We start from the raw sequence: 18,481 nt of genomic DNA, 5'->3' as shown, positions 1-18,481 counted from the left end.
TCTGTACAAGGATACTTTTTTGGGACTAATCCTGCCCCAAAGCAATGTCAGAAAATGTCGGCGTTTATTTCACTGGCACATAGTTAACTGGCATCCACGCGTAGCCTTTACCTTCAGTACGCAAATATCCTAAGCCTGGGAAAGACAAATGCGTTGCACCGACCATATAACCTTGCTTAGCCGCATCCGCATAAGCTTTCAGTCGTTGTGCCATCGCTGCCTTATTATCGCTATCAAAGGAAATGGTCACAGTCGGATTTTCAAACTGCACCGCAGCGACGTGCATCAAATCGCCCCACAACATCAGTTTTTGTCCCTTACTTTCCACTGCATAAATCGTATGTCCAGGTGTGTGACCACGTGCTGCCACGGCTTTTACACCGGGCACCAATTCTGTATCACCATCAAATGCTTTAAATTTGCCAGCCTTGACATAAGGATTCAACGAAGCCATTGCACCTTGAAACGCTCCTTTAGAATCTGCTGGTGCTTTATCCATATTTGCCTGACTCAACCAAAAATCGGCATCACGCTGATCCGCGCGCACGATCGCATTCGGAAATGCCATTTGTGCGCCGTTCATGAGTCCGCCCACATGATCACCATGCATGTGCGTGATATACACTTCATCAACTTGTTCGGGTGTGTAACCGGCAGCTTTTAAACTGTTGGACAAGCGTCCTAAAGTTGGGCCAAACAAAGTGGCGGCACCTGCATCAATCAATACTAGTTTTGACCCAGTATTAATCAAATAGGCATTGACCGAAGTATCGAGAGGTGTACTCAGATGATACTTTTGCAGTGCCTTCAGAGTCTTTTCAGGTTTGCTATTGTTCAGTAGCTTATCCACTGGTAATGCCACCGTACCATCGGACAAAGCGGTGACTTCAAAATCGCCCAACATCACGCGGTAATATCCCGGTGCTGCCGCTTTGCTCATTGGAGCTTCAGCGTAAGCAGGTACAACAGTCAAACTCGCAAGGGCTGTCATCAATGCTAAAGCTACTCCGGATAAACGAACTTTCATAAATCACTCTCCACGTTGGGTTGATAAATCAGGAATCAAAGGTACAGCCTATTATGCCGTTTTGATTCTTACTAAATTCTATGAATATATTCTTACGAATGCCGTTCAGTGAAACATTGTCTTCTGTTCTGGGTTGTCATTTCCACGAAAGCAGGAGCCCAGTGATCTCAGCATCGCGAAACACCGGAATCCAGTTCACACATGAGTGAGAGTTGAATATTCAAAAATCAACTGAACGACATCCCTTGATTATGACGGCAATTCAAAAATCTTGCTGCGCGGGACACGGTTCAACATTTCAGCATGCTAATTTCCAAATAAACTCTTCAACAAATCGGTGGCTTTATTTTTTTTCTCTTCTTTCTTAGGTTGTGGTTTCTCTCCCATATCGCCCATCCCCCCGAGAATTGATCCAAATACCGACTTCACTCTCACCTTGGTTTGCCAATCTGGCTCCCATGCAATCTTAGGGTCTTCGGGGCGTGGTGGATAGGAAAAATAGGCGTCAGAGCCGTAAGCAATCATGCGCAGCATGCCCGCACCACCATCCGGAAAAATACCTTTAGGCACTGCGCATTGTGTAGCGTTGGCGGATAAGATAACTTTTTCTTTGATCCATTTATCAATATCTTGATTCGATTGATAATCCATTAAACCGAATCCAAGATCGGCCAACTCACTCGATGTCCAGACGATCATTTCGCCGCTCGCATTTTCACCTGCGCTTCCATCTGACTTGCCACCCATCACAGTCACAAAATAGCCACGGGCGTGAGGGATACTTTTCCAGTCCAGCGCGACCGCACCATCTTTTTTCGTTTGTTTGAGTTCAATGGATGGCATCAAGTCTTGTGGCGCGGCTAAGCTGACTTTGAAGCTTTCCGGAATGCCATTGCCGACAAAGTTATGTTGGCCTACGAGCGAAGCGGTATCCGGTACTTTTCTGTCGTCCACTTTATTTGGCCACGCGGGATGTCCTGGTTGCCAGCGTGCGCCCTTGGTGGTTTTACCACGCATGACAAAAAATTTGGCATAGTCGTCCATCGATGCCGTCGCCACGTCCAAGGTGCGCGGTTGCCCCGGACGTATGGTTTCGCCGCAGCCCCAATACACAGAAATTTTTCCCTTGGGTTTTTCGTAGGTTGGTTCAACCGGAGTTTCATCGACTGGCACATGCACTATCTTTTCCGGCACTGGTGCGTTCAATTGCAGACTCTCGCCCAAATTCATCACATTAGGAATGAATTGTTTCGCTTCACTCAAACCCGGATTTTTGCTGGTATACACTGAGATGTCGAGAAACTTACCACTGACAAAACCCAGACTATGTGTACTGCCAAATACGTTGCCGCGATCACTGGCACCGCCCATTGCGCCTTTCGCCATGCCGGTTAAAGCACCAAATAATCCACCACCCGATTGTGCTCCCTGCGCCGCACCTGCCATCAAATTTCCACCTGGCATATCACTACCGCTGGTCGCGACATCGATATACGCTAAGGCGATGGGTGGTTTGACAACTTGTACAAATTCTTTGCCGGCAGTGGAGGGTTTAATGGGGGCCGCGGCTTTATTTTTTGTCTGCGCCAAACTGGTTTCTGGCAAACTAAATAAGCCTGCTGCCAATAACAATATGCTTAGCGTGGTCATGCGATGCGGGATACGACAGGTGGAACGACGGGGTTTCATCATTGACTCCTATTCAAGTAAGCAATCAGAACAACATCGTGCTGTGAGCGAATATCAGTGCTTCATAAGCACTTCATCAGCACTTCATCATAGCTCAAAAAATAGGCAAAGCGACAAATCCAACTTAGCTTTCTGTAGCTTATGCAGCATTTGCTGCATGAGAACAATCGTGCATCCATCATTTCATTGACCTAAGACAAAGACGTGTGCAGCGCGTATAGCTACCATCTTGCGCATGAAAACACTCGATCTCGTAGCACCCGCAGGCAGCTTAGTTGCGCTCAAAGCGGCAGTCGACAAAGGTGCCGATGCCGTCTATTTAGGTTTGCGAAATGCCACCAATGCCCGTAATTTTGGTGGATTAAATTTCACCGATGCCGATATCCGACTTGGCGTAGAGTACGCCCATCAAAGAGGCAAACAGGTGTTGTTTGCCATCAATACTTACCCGCAAGCACAAATGGCGCATGAGTGGCGTGCCGCCATCGACACTGCCGTATTGCTCGGTGCCGACGCGATTATTCTGGCCGATCCGGGATTAATGGCGTATGCGCGCCATCGTTATCCTGATGTGCGTTTGCACTTATCCGTGCAGAGCTCATCCACCACAGTCGATGCGATTGAACTCATGCGTGAACAATTTGGCATACGTCGTGCGGTACTTCCACGCGTATTGACCCTGACCGAAATTGAAAAAATTATTCGCCAGACAGATGTTGAAATTGAAGTATTTGGCTTTGGCAGCCTGTGCGTGATGGCGGAAGGACGTTGCCTGTTATCGAGTTATGTCACCGGAGATTCACCCAACAATAAAGGCGTCTGCTCGCCCGGTCATGCTGTCAGCTGGGAAGAAAAAGACAGGGTCTTATCCGCGCGCCTGAGTGGTACTTTGATTGACCGCTACGCACCGAACGAAGCTGCTGGTTATCCGACGCTGTGTAAAGGTCGCTTTGAAGTCGAAGGACAAATTGATTACGCCTTAGAGGAACCAACCAGCTTGAATGCCATAGGTTTATTGCCGCAGTTGCTCAAAATGGGTGTGAGAGCGATCAAGATTGAAGGCCGTCAACGCAGTCCCAATTATGTATCACAAGTGGTGGGCACATTGCGAGCGGCGTTGGATTCCGCTGAACATGATCCTGAACGATATACGGCAAGGCCGGATTGGAATGCGACCTTGGCGAAACATGCTGAAGGAGCGCAAGTGACGCAAGGGGCATTCGAGCGTCCCTGGAAATAATCGTACTCATAAATCCGATTATAGGGCGCATGGCGTTGTTACCAATGCTCGCAATACCGACGTATTGCTGTGCTTGGCGCCTAGCCCTGCATCCCTAGAATCGAATTTCTGAGCACGATTAAGGTTCATTGAACTCACCAAAATTCCTCGAACCAAGTCCCCTCTCCCGCGAGCGGGAGAGGGTTAGGGTGAGGGGGGATTCAGAAAATATAGATGTATCGAAGTACACCAACTTACAACGCAGCTAATCGCTCTGCCATTTGCTTGAAAATATAGACCTAAAGAACTTATGAAACTCTCCCTCGCACCACTGTCTTATTATTGGTCCAAAGAAGCCACGATGCGTTTTTATGTAGAGGCTATGCACTGGCCTGTGGATATTATTTATCTGGGCGAAGTGGTTTGTTCGCGCCGGCATGTAATGCGTTTGGCAGATTGGATTAGTTTGGCGAAAGCGTGTCGTGATGCAGGTAAGCAGGTCGTGCTTTCAAGTTTAACCTTGATCGATAACGAAGCCGATCGACGTGCCATGCATAAATTAATTGATGCTGCACTTGCTGACGATTTGCTGATAGAGGCAAATGACTTTAGTGCCGTGCGCGCGATGCAAGGACGGCCTTTTGTCGCCGGCCCGCATCTCAATGTGTATCACACTGGCACCTTGAATTGGTTGCGTGAATTAGGCGCGATACGCTTTACGCCGCCGATAGAATTAAGTGGTGCGGACCTGGCAGCATTACAGGCGCAACGTCCAGCAAATTTAGAAACAGAAGTACAAGTATGGGGCCGCATGGCGCTCGCCTTTTCTTCACGCTGCTTCACGGCACGTCATCATCGTCTGCGCAAAGACAATTGCGAATTTCGTTGTGAACATTATCCCGATGGATTGGCATTGCAAACCCGCGAGCACAGCGACTTTCTGACGATTAACGGCATACAAACACAGAGCGCGAATTGTCTAGACTTAAGCCCGCAAATTCCTACCTTGAAGAATTTGCAGGTCGACATCTTGCGCCTGCAAGTGCAATCCAATCATATGGAACAAATCGTCCACGCCTTCGATACCGCACGCCGACGCGAACAAGCGGCGGTGATTGAACCTGCATTCCTGCCGCCGCAATCGGAGCCCTGTAATGGCTATTGGAATGGCAGTTCCGGCATGCAATGGCAAACCATTCCCATTCAAGCAATTTAAATTCACTTATGATGAACCTCACTGAATTTCGCTTTCCCACGGTCTTTGAAAAAATCGGCCAACGCTTGCCCTCCCCTGTGGCTGGTGCACCTTTAATGTTGATGCTGGAGCTGGCGCGACAACGCAGCTGGCTGATAGCGCCGGAAAACCTCTACGGCAGAACGTTTCAAATTCATGTCGAAGACCTCGGCATACGCCTATGTTTTCGTTGTGATCAAGGTCGCTTCAGAGCCATCCAGCTTCAAGCGACCGACGTTAGCCTGAGCGCCTGTGCAATGGATTTCTTGAAACTGGCAACGGCCTTGGAAGACGCGGATACCTTGTTCTTTCGCCGCCGCCTAAAAATCGAAGGTGATACAGAATTGGGGATTGCAGTGAAATATTGGATAGACGCTAGTGAACGTCCGGCTTGGTTGAATCGGCTTGCTGAAAAATTGAATGCGAGTGCGATTTAGTGAAAGTGTGCCAAAAAATCAACAGGTGTATTCGGTAATTTTAAAATCCAAATCCACTTTATTGCCAATTTATTTTTCTGCTACAACTAAGCTTCACCATGACAAAATAGTGAGTCTATTTTTTTCTGGTGCAAGGAATATTTCAGCTCAATTACACTACATCCGCCATCAAATATAATAGGTAATTTATTAAAGGTAGTAATCACTATGCCACCTTTCTTCGCTCGTTTAGAAACATAAACTGCAAAAACGTATTCAGTGTTCTTAACTTTCTTAAATGCATAATGTCGGGTGTACTCATTCAATTGATATGCGCGATTGGGTAGAATAAGGGTCGTTTCTAATTCCACAATCAAAGCATTAAATACTTTGTCAGAAATTTCATTTTGACTACTTATAGAAATCTCCTTAGCAGAAAACACATCAGTAGCGACCAAAAACATAATCAGTACAAACAAAAATCTAAACATAACTCAATATTTCCTTTTCGAGAATCCGTCACAACTTAGGTATCTGAATTAAAGTTTCATTCAATTCTATTTCTACAGACCGAAAAAAGATAGAAACACAAACCGAAAATTTCAATGAAACTTGTGCTAATTCGCGTAAATAATCGACAAGTTCAATGAGCACCCAAATTGATACATCAATTCTCAAAAACTTGACCAGCATCTAGTTTTTCCACGCCCAAGCACGCGGTCGCTAGCACTCCTCACCATGAGGACTACACTTAAAGCATATCTCTTGTTCTCCATCAAAATTCGACTGAGCATTTGAGATTATGCTGATCGTCATTCTATTTGCATCACCCTAGCCTCAAGAGATTGTCATGAAACGCCTAGCCCTAGCCCCTCACCGTCTGTATTTTTTTCTTGGTGCCATTGCCGTATTGATTTTATTTTCATGGTGGTGGTTGCATGTACAAAGCGGTCGTAGCTTGGCAGTCCCTTTGCATGCCTTGTTGATGCCTCTCGGTGTATTCCCACTATTCATTTTAGGTTTCACCTTCACCGCTGGTCCAAAATGGTTGGCAGTGGATGAACCACCGCATAATTTTTTGCTGCATGGTGGTACTTATTTTGGTGGCTTGATGTTGGTCTTAATCGCTTCGACCTTGGAATTACCCCCGTTGCGTATGTCGGGTTTTGCCCTAATGTTGGCGGCTTGGTGTGCGGTGACATTACGCTGGGCACGTCTGGTAATCCATAGTCAGGTAAAAGATAAGCGTCACCCACAAGCGTTATTACTGGCGATGACGGGTGGCGTGTTGGCGATATTATCTGCATTTTTGTGGAGCGCAGGTCTGAGTGATGCTTGGATTGCGGCACGTCAGCTTGCCTTTTTTGCCTTCCTGTTACCGGTGTTTTTGACCGTGTGCCATCGGATGTTGCCCTTCTTTAGTAGCAATGCAATCAAGCCTTACACGATGTGGCGCCCTTACTGGTTGCTGGGTTCTTGGATCGCTGCTTGCTGGGGTCTGGCGATTGCTGGGATTTTGGGGGCACATACCTTCGAGGCTTTGATCGCGACCTTACTCAGTTTAAGCTTTGCCAATACGTCATGGCGTTGGGGTCTATTCCGTAGCCTGCAGAATCGTTTACTGGCGATGTTGCACCTGTCATTTGCTTGGCTTGCCATCGTGTTCGCATTGCAAGCCGCAAGTGCTTTTGGCGCACAGATAGGCTCGGCGATGGTGCATGCCTTAGCCTTAGGTTTCATGGGAACGATGTTAGTCGGCTTCGTTAGCCGCGTGAGTTTTGGGCATAGCGGCCGCCCTCTTCAAGTGAGTAATTTATTGTGGGCGATTTACCTATCTTTGCATATTGCCGCCTTGTTGCGCGTCGCTGCTAGCGTGACGGCGATTCCACAAATGATGACGCTCTCAGCCAGCATCTGGCTGTTATTGCTGCTGAGTTGGGTAGGCTTAATGTTGCCAATATATGTGAATGCCCGCGCGGACGGCCAACCAGGCTAACCATGGTGCTTTAAGTCAGCGATCTCCGATACCATAGTGATTTCATATTCACTATCAAGGCGCACCGGAATCATGCTATGTTTATGCCCGTTCCCACTCTGGCATAGACATACCCATGCAAGCATTGTCCTCCAAGGAAATCAACGCAATACGCGCTGAATTTCCTGCACTTCAAATTCCCAATCAATGTATTTTTCTCGATAATGCCGGCGGCTCTCAGGTCTTAAAGACCGTCGCCGATCGCATTCATGACTATCTATTAACGACCAGCGTACAACTTGGTGCAAGTTATCCGACCTCGACCTTGGCAAGTGCACGCGTGCTAGCTGCAAGAAAAGCTATAGCAGAACTCATCAATGCAGCAGATGATCGCGAAGTCGTGATGGGCGGCTCGACCACGGGTCTGATGTTTCAACTGATACAGGCTATCCTTCCCGAGATACATGCTGGCGACGAAATCATCGTGACCAACACCGACCACGAAGCCAATATCGGTGCGTGGAATCGTTTGCAACAAGCTGGCGCAGTCATCAAAATTTGGCATGTAAACAATGAAACCTTGCATTTAGAATTAGCGGACTTAGACAAGCTACTCAGCACCGATACGAAATGGTTAGCAATGACATACGCGTCGAATGTGCTTGGTACGATCAATCCGGTGAACGAAGTCGCCCGACGTGTACATGCAGTCGGTGGTCGTGTTTGCGTCGATGCAGTTGCCTACGCACCACATCGTTTGGTCGACGTGCAAGCGAGCGGTGCAGATATTGTGGTCTTCAGTTTTTATAAAGTATTTGGGCCGCACTATGCCGTGTTGTGGGGCCAATTCCAGCTCTTGCACAGCCTCGCGAATTTAAATCATTTCTTTATAGCCGACGACAATCTGCCATACAAACTGCAACCGGGTAACGTAAATTTTGAACTATCGTATGGCTGCCAAGGAATCGCTGATTATCTGGTGTCGATAGGTGAGCAATTTGGTGGGAGCGGCAATCGACGCCAACTGATGCAATTTGCGTTTGATAAATTTGAAGCGCACGAAAATTATTTGGCACAAAGATTATTAGATTTTTTGAATACCAAATCCAATGTGCGTATCATCGGTATGCCGCAAGTCCACCAAGGCGAGAAAAGTCGTGTTCCAACGATTAGCTTTGTCCTTGAAAACACCCTTTCCGAGACTATCGTCAAACACATCGACCAATTTAATATTGGCATTCGTTTTGGTGATTTCTATGCGCGTCATTTAATCAAGGCTTTAGACTTAGAAAAGCATGGTGGAGTCGTGCGTGTTTCGATTGCCCATTACAATACCGTGGAAGAAATTGACTTGTTGATTTCTCATCTGAACACCATTCTTCCTTCAGCTTAAGAACTTACGAACATGCCTTATTCACTCGACAAATTATTGGTTATCGGGATTTCCTCGCGTGCTCTATTTAACTTAGAAGCCGAGGAAGCGATTTTCCAGCATCAGGGATTAGACGCGTATCGCCAGCACCAATTGGCGCACGAAAACGAAATTCTCAAGCCCGGTGCTGGCTTTGCCTTAGTCAAAGCGCTATTAAAACTAAATCAATTGACACCCGACAATAGGTTAGTTGAAGTCGTTATCATGTCGCGTAATTCTTCTGAGACTTCTTTGCGCATCTTTAATTCGATTGCGCATTACGGCTTAGATATCAGCCGCGCAGTCTTGGCTGGCGGAGCATCTTTGTCTTCGTATTTACAAGCATTTAATGTCAGTCTATTTTTATCTTTGCACGAAGATGATGTGCAAGCCGCAATCAATGCGGGCGTGGCATCAGCACTGCTGTATCAATTAGCAGAAAATGTCGCCGACCTTGACCAGATTCGCATTGCATTTGACGGTGATGCCGTGATTTTTTCGGACGAGGCTGAGAAAATTTATCAGTTGCAGGGCATAGAAGCCTTTGAACAGCACGAGCGTGAAAATGCGAAAAAGCCTTTGCCAGAAGGTCCGTTCGCCCGTTTACTTGTGGCTCTTTCCTATATCCAGAATAATTTTAAAGCGCCTGATGGTCACGCCCTACCCTTACGCACGGCATTAGTCACTGCCCGTTCATCGCCAGCACACGAACGGGTGATACGCACTTTACGTGCCTGGAATATCGCGATTGATGAAACTTTCTTCATGGGTGGCGTAAATAAATCTGCCGTTCTGGCAGCGTTCAAGCCGCATATGTTTTTTGACGATCAGCATGGACATTGTATGCATGCTTCTAGTGTGGTTCCGACAGGTCGCGTGCCCTACAAACAATAACAACAGTGAGACTGCAATATGGAAATCAAACTCGATGATGTAAGTGGCAAGGAAATCACCGCCTTGATTCAATTTCATCTCAATAATATGGCAGAAATTTCGCCCCCAGAAAGTTGCCATGCTCTCAGTGTTGAATCACTCAAAGGTGGTCACATCAGCGTCTGGAGCGCTTGGAACGATGGCGAATTGCTAGGCTGTGGCGCACTGATGGAGTTAGATGCCCACCATGCAGAAATCAAGTCGATGCGCACCGCCACGGCGTATCTTGGCAAAGGTGTGGCGGCACATCTATTGCAACACATAATCGATGTCGCACTGCAACGTGGTTATCAGCGTCTGAGCTTAGAAACCGGCACGGTCGCCGATTTTTTACCTGCGCGCAAATTATATGAAAAATTTGGCTTTGTCGAATGCGGCCCTTTTGCCGATTATGTACTTGATCCATTGTGTTATTTCATGACAAAAACACTAGCCACCTAGCCAGCGAATACTCATTAATTTTCCGTCAATCTGGATTGATGCCTCGCTTTGGTTCCTTTTTTTCATCAAGTCATAACTTTAAGTCCTTTGTTGTCTGAAAGTGAATTCGCTACACTTGGGTCTGTTGATATACATTTGGGTCAAGAACCCCTGATACCATAGGATAATAAGAAATTTATCGCATCAAATTGAATTCATTAAATTCCGCAGAAGCTTCAGCTTCACGACCACAACAGCAGAGAACGCACATGACAACCAACATCCACACCCTACTCGCCGACCTTGGCGTCAATATTGCTGACTATCAAGGACAAGATCTACACAGTATTTCACCTATTAATGGTCAGACGCTGATGAGCTTGCGTGCTGATAACGCCGATCAGGTCAAACAAAAAATTGACCGCGCCCACGCCGCTTTTCTGGCATGGCGCAAAGTACCTGCGCCACGTCGTGGTGAATTGATCCGGTTATTTGGTGAAGAACTACGGACGCACAAAGCCGCTTTAGGCCAAATTGTGACGCTAGAAGCTGGGAAAATTCTGCAAGAAGGCCTGGGTGAAGTCCAAGAAATGATCGATATTTGCGATTTCGCTGTTGGCTTGTCGCGTCAGTTGTATGGCTTGACGATCGCCTCTGAGCGCCCAGGACATCGCATGATGGAAGTTTGGCATCCACTCGGCGTGGTGGGAGTGATTTCCGCGTTCAATTTTCCGGTCGCGGTATGGGCTTGGAATGCGGCACTTGCCTTCGTCTGCGGTAATAGCGTGACTTGGAAGCCATCTGAAAAGACACCTTTAACTGCGGTCGCGACGCATGCCTTATTCATGCAAGCGGTCACACGCTTTAATGCGACGGGGAATGACGCGCCAGAAGGTCTAGCTGAATTGATCATTGGCGCGCGCGACACCGGCGCTCAAATGGTGGAAGACAAACGCGTCGCCTTGGTATCTGCCACCGGCAGTACCCGTATGGGACGTCAAGTGGCTGAAGTATGTGCCAAGCGCTTAACACGTACGATCTTAGAATTAGGCGGCAACAACGCGATGATCGTTGCTCCGAGTGCGGATTTGGAAATGGCTGTACGTGCGATTACGTTCTCTGCGGTCGGTACCGCAGGTCAACGCTGCACCACTTTACGCCGTTTGTTCGTCCACGACAGTATTTACGATACGCTTGTACCTCGTTTACAGAAAATCTATGCGGGCCTGCCAATCGGCAATCCACTAGAAAAATCCACCTTGATCGGCCCATTGGTAGATCAAGCGGCCTACGAAGCAATGCAAACCGCATTAAGTACCGCAAAAGCAGATCAAGGTATCGTCTTTGGAGGCGAGCGTGTGATCGTGGCGGGATCAGAAACCGGGCACTACGTGCGCCCCGCCCTCGTCGAAATGCCGACGCAGACTGCACACATGCATCACGAAGTATTTGCGCCAATTATGTACATCGTCCGTTATCAAGATTTGCAACAAGCGATCCACTGGAACAATGAAGTGCCACAAGGATTATCGTCCAGCATCTTCACCACCGATATGCGTGAAGCGGAGTTATTTATGTCTGATGTCGGCAGTGACTGCGGTATCGCCAATGTCAACATCGGCCCATCGGGCGCAGAAATTGGCGGTGCATTTGGCGGTGAAAAAGATACAGGCGGAGGTCGCGAATCAGGATCGGATGCCTGGAAAGCCTACATGCGTCGTTCGACCAATACGGTCAATTACAGCCACTCTTTGCCTTTGGCGCAGGGGATTAGTTTTGATATTTGATTGGGAAGTTGCTTAAAATCTTGATTCGCCGAGGCGCCAAGAATTAATTTGTAAGACGGGTGTAACCCGCGCCGCACACACGACGAGCTTCGTCGCATTACGTTTTGGTAGCGGAGCTTGCACCCGCCCTACATGTTTTCAAGGACAAGCGCGTGACGTTGAAGGATTAAGAGTACAAAATTAGAAGCCACGGTAAATACAAATAACGCTCTGAATCTGCAACATAAAAACCTCATCAACAATGCAAACCATCACCCAAGAACAAGCACTCAGCTTAGTCGAACAACATTGGCAAATCACCGGTAGTGCCAAAGAACTCCCCTCTTACGCTGATCGCAATTTCAAGATTCATACGTCTCGAGGCAACTACGTTTTTAAAATCGCTAATCCCAACTGGTCGTATGCTGATCTTGATATCGAAAATGCGGCCTTGCTGCATCTGGCTAAAACCTGTCCGGATTTGGTCTTGCCGCAAGTAATGATCAGTCGCTCTGGGCAGCACATCTTGCCGCTCACAACAACTAGAGGCCAAACTTGTCACATGCGCCTACTTAGCTTTGTCGAGGGCGAAATTTATGCGAACGTGGCTACGCGCGACAAGCTTGATCAAACTTACCTGCAAACTAGCCTCGGCATTGCTATTGGCAAATTAGATCGTGGTTTACAGGATTTTCAACATCCCAGCATGGACAGGTATGTCGATTGGAGCATCAGCAATTTACCCGAACTGCGTGAAGAAATCGCCTATGTGAAGGAAGAGGATTTACGCCAACTAGTGACGCGTCATACGGAATATTTTGCAGCCCACGAAACCACGTGGAAACAAACTTTACCAATGTCTGTGATTCACAATGACGCCAATGATTTCAATGTCATCGTGGCCGCTAGTGCTGCAAATCCTCATCCACATGTGAATGCCATCATCGATTTTGGTGATATGTGTCGACACCTGCGCATCGTCGATCTGGCAATCACCATCGTGTATGCTTTACAGCATGTTGAAGAAGATCAAGCAGTGCGTGATTGCATAGTGGCGATACTTACGGGTTATCAGTCGCAGCACCCCTTGACTGAACAAGAAATTCGCATTTTGTATCATGTGATTATGGCCCGACTAAGTCAGAGTATTTTGATGGCCACGCGTGCCTACCGCCGCAATCCAGATAATGACTATATTCTGGTTTCTCAAGTAGGTGTGCGTCGCCTGATCCGGCAACTTGACGCCATGGATTACGCACATTTACAAGACTTATTTTTAAGCGTACTTTACATTCACTGATAGCTCTATCATGCCCACTACTGTCACCCCTATCCCTGATCGCAGTCCTGAAGACATTATCGCGCTGCGCCGTCAGCACATCAATCCGACCTTGAGTATGTCATACCGACAACCGTTGAAAATGATGCGCGGCGCGGGTGCGTATTTATATGATCAGAATGAAAATGCCTATCTCGACATGGTGAACAATGTCTGTCACGTCGGGCATTGTCATCCGGCGGTGGTCGCCGCTGGTCAGGCGCAGATGGCACAGCTCAATACCAATACACGCTATCTGCATGACAATATCGTCGAATATGCCAAGCGACTAAGCGCGACTTTCCCAGCTGAACTAGCGGTGGTATTTCTGACGAATTCAGGTACAGAAGCCAACGATCTCGCTTTACGCATTGCCAAAACCTATACCCAAGCCAACGACATTATTGTGGTCGATCATGCCTATCACGGCAATTCGCCGACCATGATAGAACTGAGTCCGTATAAATTCGATGGCAAAGGTGGGCGGGGTCGTCCAGCACACATACAAGTCGCCGAGATTCCAGATGATTATCGCGGACGTTTCCGCAAAGATGATCGGCAAGCAGGTCCACATTATGCCGAAGACTTGCAACGCGCAATCTCAGCGATACATGCACGCGGAGAAAAACCTGCTGCATTTTATTGCGAATCGGTCTTGGGCTGCGGCGGTCAGGTGGTACTTCCCGCTGGCTATCTACAAGCTGCTTACGCACATGCGCGCGCGGCTGGTGTAGTCTGTATTGCGGATGAAGTGCAAGTTGGCTTTGGCCGCGCTGGAGATTATTTTTGGGCGTTTGAAGCACAAGGTGTGGTTCCGGATATCGTCACCATGGGCAAACCGATTGGTAACGGCCATCCTATGGGTGCTGTCATCACCCGCCCAGAAATCGCACAAGCCTTTATCACAGGTATGGAATATTTCAACACCTTTGCAGGTAATCCTGTGTCCTGTGCGATAGGCTTGGCGGTACTGGATGTGATTCAACAAGAGCACTTACAAGCGCATGCAAAACAAGTTGGAGATTTCTTATTGCAAGGTTTGAACGACCTGAAACAAAAACACGCCTTAATCGGTGACGTCCGTGGCATGGGATTATTCATAGGCGTAGAACTGGTCACAGACCGCACCAGTCTAGAACCGGCTACTGCAGCAGCCAATGCCGTAATTGAATTCTTGAAAGCGCATCGCATTTTATTATCGACCGATGGCCCTTACGACAATGTCTTAAAGCTGAAACCGCCTATGGTGTTTAGCATGGATAACGCAAAAGAATTTTTACTAAGACTCGATCAAGCCTTATCTTCTCTGGCCTAAACTTCTTCACATTCAGCAATCAGGAACCGAGCATCATGCACCTGATTGCTCGCTCCCCTCGCGCCATTCAGTGAGCCCTTCTTCGACATCTATCAAAAAATCAATCTACTACATTGATACAGATGCCGTGCTACATAAGCAGTATCAAAGTGCTTGCAACGTGGTTTGTGCAGGCATAAGACCTCAAGAATAAATTTCAGCAAAAAAATATTGATATACCTAGCAAAATAGTTACCAACATAACGATCAACGCGGTTTTGTCTCTATCTCGCTCAAGATGCGTGTTTGCCTACCTATTTTTTGGAACTATTGTTACACTTTGCGTTCAAACAAGTCTCAATAATGACAAATAATTTTCACAACAACTTCATTGTCTTATTGACGTTTCTTCGATGCTTCAAATTACTCACCTAACGTATCCGGGACAGGGCACATGAAAAAAACATTTAATTTACTCATTCTTGCCAGCAGCATTGCTGCCATCGGCATGAGTTCATTCGCGCTTGCACAAGAAAATCTACCTTACCAAAAACCACCCCAATCCATTTTAGAATTGGCGGATGTCGTTCGTGCTCCAGCCGTCAACATGGACTCCAAAAAACAGATGATGTTGCTGAGCTATCGCAACACCTACAAGACGCTGGCAGAACTCAACCAAACAGAAATGCGCCTTGGTGGTTTGCGTATCAATCCGGTCACGAACATATCCAGCTCCACCAATTATCTAAACAATCTTAAGCTACGCAAAGTCAGCGATAGCGCAGAACAACAAGTCAAAGGTTTGCCGCAAAACCCGTTGATTGCGAATCTCAGTTGGTCGCCAAACGAAAAGAAAATCGCATTCACTCACACGACAGACAAAGGGGTGGAACTGTGGGTAATTGATGTCGCGACTGCACAGGCAAAAAAACTGAGTAGTGCAACTGTCAATGCTAACCTTGACGCGCCATTTATCTGGTTCAAAGATAGTGAAAATCTATTGGTGAAATTCTTGCCAAAGAATCGCCCTGCTTTGCTCGATGCCAGCAAAGATTTGCCAACGGGCGCGATTATTTCCAATTCAGGTGGAAGTGTTTCGCAAAACCGTACCTATCCCGACTTGTTAAAGAACCGCAATGACGAAATCAATTTCGAGAACATTGCCAGTTCTGAGTTGCACAAAGTCAATATCAATGGCACCAGTAGCCTGTGGAAAAAAGCCGATATGTTTGCGGGTGAGAGTTTTTCACCCGATGGCAAGTATCTGATGTTGACCACGATCCAAAAACCGTTTTCCTATATCGTTCCTGTCAATCGGTTTCCAAGTAAAACTGTGATCACGGATATAACCGGGAAACTCGTCAAGACTGTCAATGAAGTTCCGTTGACCGAAGTGATTCCGAAAGGTTTCAGTGCTACTCGTGAAGGCAAGCGAAGTATGAACTGGCGCGCAGACAAGGCTGCCAGCCTGAGCTATGTTGTTGCCCTTGACAATGGTGATCCAGCCAAAAAAGTAGAATTCCGTGACGAGGTTTTTCAGTGGGATGCCCCGTTTGAGCAAGGACCAAAATCCTTGGTCAAAACCGCACAACGCTATGCGGGTATCACTTGGGGTAATGACAAACTGGCAGTCGTCAGCGATAGCTGGTATGACACGCGGAATGAAAAAACTTACTTCTTCAATCCTGCCGATGCGAACGAAAAACCACGTCTGATATTTGATCGCAACTCGCAAGATATTTACGCTAATCCTGGCCGTTTTGAAACCAAACGCAATCAATATGATCGCCGCGTGCTGGCCATCGAAGATAACAAAGCCTATCTGATCGGGGCGGGACACAGCAAGAAAGGTCAATTCCCGTTTATCGATGCCATGAATCTCGATACACTCGAAAAAACGCGCGTCTATCAATCGACTTATACCGATAAGATAGAAAACATTCAGTCGATAGAAGATGTAGCCAAAGGCGACGTCTTAGTGCAGATACAATCGAAAAATGATTACCCCAACTTCTACTTCCGCAATATCAAAGATAATCAGCTCAAGCCGATTACGCAGTTTAAAAATCCGTATGAAGGCTTGAAAAATGTCTCGAAAGAAGTCATCAAATACACACGTAAAGATGGCGTGCAGTTATCCGGTACTTTGTATTTGCCTGCTGGTTACGACAAAACCAAGAAAGAAAAACTTCCTTTATTGATCTGGGCCTATCCAGCCGAATTTAAAGATAAAGATTCAGCCGGCCAAAGCACGCATAATCCAAATGCATTCACCGCGCCAAGCTATGGCTCATTCATCTATTGGGCGACCCGTGGTTATGCGGTATTGGACGATGCAGCCTTTCCAATTATTGGCGAAGGTAAAACCGAACCTAACGATAACTTCGTACCACAATTAGTCGACAATGCAGAAGCGGCGATTGATGCAGTCGATGCCTTAGGTTATATCGACAGGCAGCGCGTCGCGGTCGGTGGCCATTCCTATGGCGCGTTTATGACAGCGAACTTACTCACGTATTCAAAATTGTTCGCCTGCGGTATTGCGCGCAGTGGTGCCTATAATCGGACCCTGACACCGTTTGGTTTCCAAAGTGAACAGCGCAATTACTGGGAAAGCCCAGAGGTCTACACCAAGATGTCGCCGTTCATGAATGCCGACAAAATGAAGACCCCGATATTATTGGTACATGGCGAGGCTGATAATAATCCCGGCACTTTCACCCTACAAACTGAGCGTTACTTCCAAGCCTTGAAAGGTTTAGGCGCACCAGCACGCATGGTGATTTTGCCGAAAGAAAGTCATGGCTATGCCGCGAAAGAAAACATCTTGCATTTGCTGTGGGAGCAAGATCAATTCTTGGAAAAATGTCTGAAGAAATAATCGAAGCCTGATTAGACTAAAAATCCCGATGCACAGATTAAATCGGCATCGGGATTTTTTTATGGACGCACTTGTATACCCAAACTTTCTGGCGTTAGACCAGGCACAGCTTCGCATTCACTGATCAGGCGATGTGGCGCACCATCGCACACAAAAACTTGATGCTTTCCTTTAGGTGTACGTTGCGGTTCGCGATAAATATAGATTTCACCATCACCCGTACCTTTTTTATCGTCAAAAATACGATTTAGCAAGGAAAGAGGGAATTTACCTAAGCTTTTGCTAGCAATTTTTTTATTGATCACTTCGGTCTTCCCATAATTCACTTCGCGAGTACGATGATTGCGTATCGCATGAATCATCAAAAAAGTCGGCTTACGATCATCGGTCGGTAGCAAGCTGCGGGTCGAGCCCAAGAGAAAAGCGGCAGCACAGGCCGAAGCACAACTCCCTATCGCTTCAGTACGCAACTGGTGACGATTAATCAGAATTTCTAATTTTTCCAAAATAATCGTCGCTGCCGCACCCGCACCAGGTGAATCTTCAAACTGCAGAGTATTAAAGACACCGGGGTTAGTCACGAGAGCGGCTTGAATTTGCGCCACACTATTGAGGTTGAGCTCACCTTGCAGCGAGATACGACTGAAGTCATTCACCACGCGATACGATTTGATGGCCACAATACTGCAGGCGATGATCAGGATGAGAAGTTCGGCGAACGTGACGCGCCATGGATGTGATTGCTTATGCACTTCTAATTTTCAGTTTCAAATTGCGTTTCAAATTTTGTTTCAAATTCTATTTAGACTTCAGCGTCGATTTTAATTTCCAGCCTACCATGTCAGAGCAAGAATCTGCGTCAATGCGGAACGGAGATACGCATTTCGAATCATGTTTA

Annotated in this window: 15 protein-coding genes; 11 read left to right on the top strand and 4 right to left on the bottom strand. The window is 47.0% G+C overall.

Annotated features, from left to right (window positions below):
- Positions 1–64 precede the first annotated feature (64 nt).
- Together ACO0KW_RS02555 and ACO0KW_RS02550 are read right to left on the bottom strand one after the other, a co-directional pair.
- On the bottom strand, positions 65–1,027 hold the full coding sequence (locus ACO0KW_RS02555; protein WP_423050326.1) for an MBL fold metallo-hydrolase: 963 nt from the start codon (positions 1,025–1,027) through the stop codon (positions 65–67).
- Positions 1,028–1,333: 306 nt separating this feature from the next.
- On the bottom strand, positions 1,334–2,719 hold the full coding sequence (locus ACO0KW_RS02550; RefSeq protein ID WP_423050324.1) for a hypothetical protein: 1,386 nt from the start codon (positions 2,717–2,719) through the stop codon (positions 1,334–1,336).
- 232 nt (positions 2,720–2,951) lie between these two features.
- Between ACO0KW_RS02550 and ubiU the strand changes: the two genes are divergently transcribed.
- From ubiU to ubiT, 3 genes are all read left to right on the top strand, one after another.
- Entirely contained in the window at positions 2,952–3,956 is a 1,005-nt protein-coding gene (ubiU, locus tag ACO0KW_RS02545; RefSeq protein ID WP_423050322.1) for a ubiquinone anaerobic biosynthesis protein UbiU, read from the top strand.
- Positions 3,957–4,245: 289 nt separating this feature from the next.
- Entirely contained in the window at positions 4,246–5,151 is a 906-nt protein-coding gene (ubiV, locus tag ACO0KW_RS02540) for a ubiquinone anaerobic biosynthesis protein UbiV (RefSeq protein WP_423050321.1), read from the top strand.
- A gap of 8 nt (positions 5,152–5,159) precedes the next feature.
- Complete coding sequence (ubiT, locus tag ACO0KW_RS02535; protein ID WP_423050319.1) at positions 5,160–5,606, top strand: ubiquinone anaerobic biosynthesis accessory factor UbiT; 447 nt, start codon at positions 5,160–5,162, stop codon at positions 5,604–5,606.
- An 86-nt stretch (positions 5,607–5,692) separates the two neighbouring features.
- Here ubiT and ACO0KW_RS02530 read toward each other — a convergent pair whose 3' ends face one another.
- Positions 5,693–6,076 carry a hypothetical protein gene (locus tag ACO0KW_RS02530; protein ID WP_423050317.1) on the bottom strand — a complete coding sequence of 128 codons (384 nt, stop codon included), beginning with the start codon at positions 6,074–6,076 and terminating at the stop codon, positions 5,693–5,695.
- Between the two features lie 359 nt (positions 6,077–6,435).
- On the opposite strand from ACO0KW_RS02530, the gene ACO0KW_RS02525 reads away from it, so the two are divergent.
- From ACO0KW_RS02525 to ACO0KW_RS02490, 8 genes are all read left to right on the top strand, one after another.
- Positions 6,436–7,581, top strand: a complete 1,146-nt coding sequence (locus ACO0KW_RS02525; RefSeq protein WP_423050315.1) for an NnrS family protein — start codon at positions 6,436–6,438, stop codon at positions 7,579–7,581.
- A gap of 115 nt (positions 7,582–7,696) precedes the next feature.
- On the top strand, positions 7,697–8,953 hold the full coding sequence (locus ACO0KW_RS02520) for a cysteine desulfurase-like protein (RefSeq protein ID WP_423050313.1): 1,257 nt from the start codon (positions 7,697–7,699) through the stop codon (positions 8,951–8,953).
- 12 nt (positions 8,954–8,965) lie between these two features.
- A complete protein-coding gene (locus ACO0KW_RS02515) occupies positions 8,966–9,865 on the top strand; it encodes a 5'-nucleotidase (protein WP_423050311.1) in 900 nt (299 codons plus the stop codon).
- Between the two features lie 18 nt (positions 9,866–9,883).
- Positions 9,884–10,345: a GNAT family N-acetyltransferase gene (locus tag ACO0KW_RS02510; protein ID WP_423050309.1), complete on the top strand. Its 462-nt coding sequence runs from the start codon at positions 9,884–9,886 to the stop codon at positions 10,343–10,345.
- A gap of 248 nt (positions 10,346–10,593) precedes the next feature.
- Positions 10,594–12,111 carry an aldehyde dehydrogenase family protein gene (locus ACO0KW_RS02505; RefSeq protein ID WP_423050307.1) on the top strand — a complete coding sequence of 506 codons (1,518 nt, stop codon included), beginning with the start codon at positions 10,594–10,596 and terminating at the stop codon, positions 12,109–12,111.
- A gap of 241 nt (positions 12,112–12,352) precedes the next feature.
- Positions 12,353–13,390 carry a phosphotransferase gene (locus ACO0KW_RS02500; RefSeq protein ID WP_423050305.1) on the top strand — a complete coding sequence of 346 codons (1,038 nt, stop codon included), beginning with the start codon at positions 12,353–12,355 and terminating at the stop codon, positions 13,388–13,390.
- Positions 13,391–13,400: 10 nt separating this feature from the next.
- Positions 13,401–14,723: an aminotransferase class III-fold pyridoxal phosphate-dependent enzyme gene (locus ACO0KW_RS02495; RefSeq protein ID WP_423050303.1), complete on the top strand. Its 1,323-nt coding sequence runs from the start codon at positions 13,401–13,403 to the stop codon at positions 14,721–14,723.
- 433 nt (positions 14,724–15,156) lie between these two features.
- The gene (locus tag ACO0KW_RS02490) at positions 15,157–17,583 is read left to right on the top strand and encodes a prolyl oligopeptidase family serine peptidase (protein ID WP_423050301.1); all 2,427 of its coding nucleotides are present in this window, start codon (positions 15,157–15,159) and stop codon (positions 17,581–17,583) included.
- Between the two features lie 59 nt (positions 17,584–17,642).
- On the opposite strand, the gene ACO0KW_RS02485 is transcribed toward ACO0KW_RS02490, so the two are convergent.
- Complete coding sequence (locus tag ACO0KW_RS02485) at positions 17,643–18,335, bottom strand: hypothetical protein (RefSeq protein ID WP_423050299.1); 693 nt, start codon at positions 18,333–18,335, stop codon at positions 17,643–17,645.
- Positions 18,336–18,481 lie beyond the last annotated feature (146 nt).

This window comes from Undibacterium sp. Ji22W, from assembly GCF_049340305.1.
Lineage (GTDB): Bacteria > Pseudomonadota > Gammaproteobacteria > Burkholderiales > Burkholderiaceae_D > Undibacterium.
Note: the sequence above shows the minus strand (reverse complement) of the source record. Positions and strands in the feature narration are given on the sequence as shown.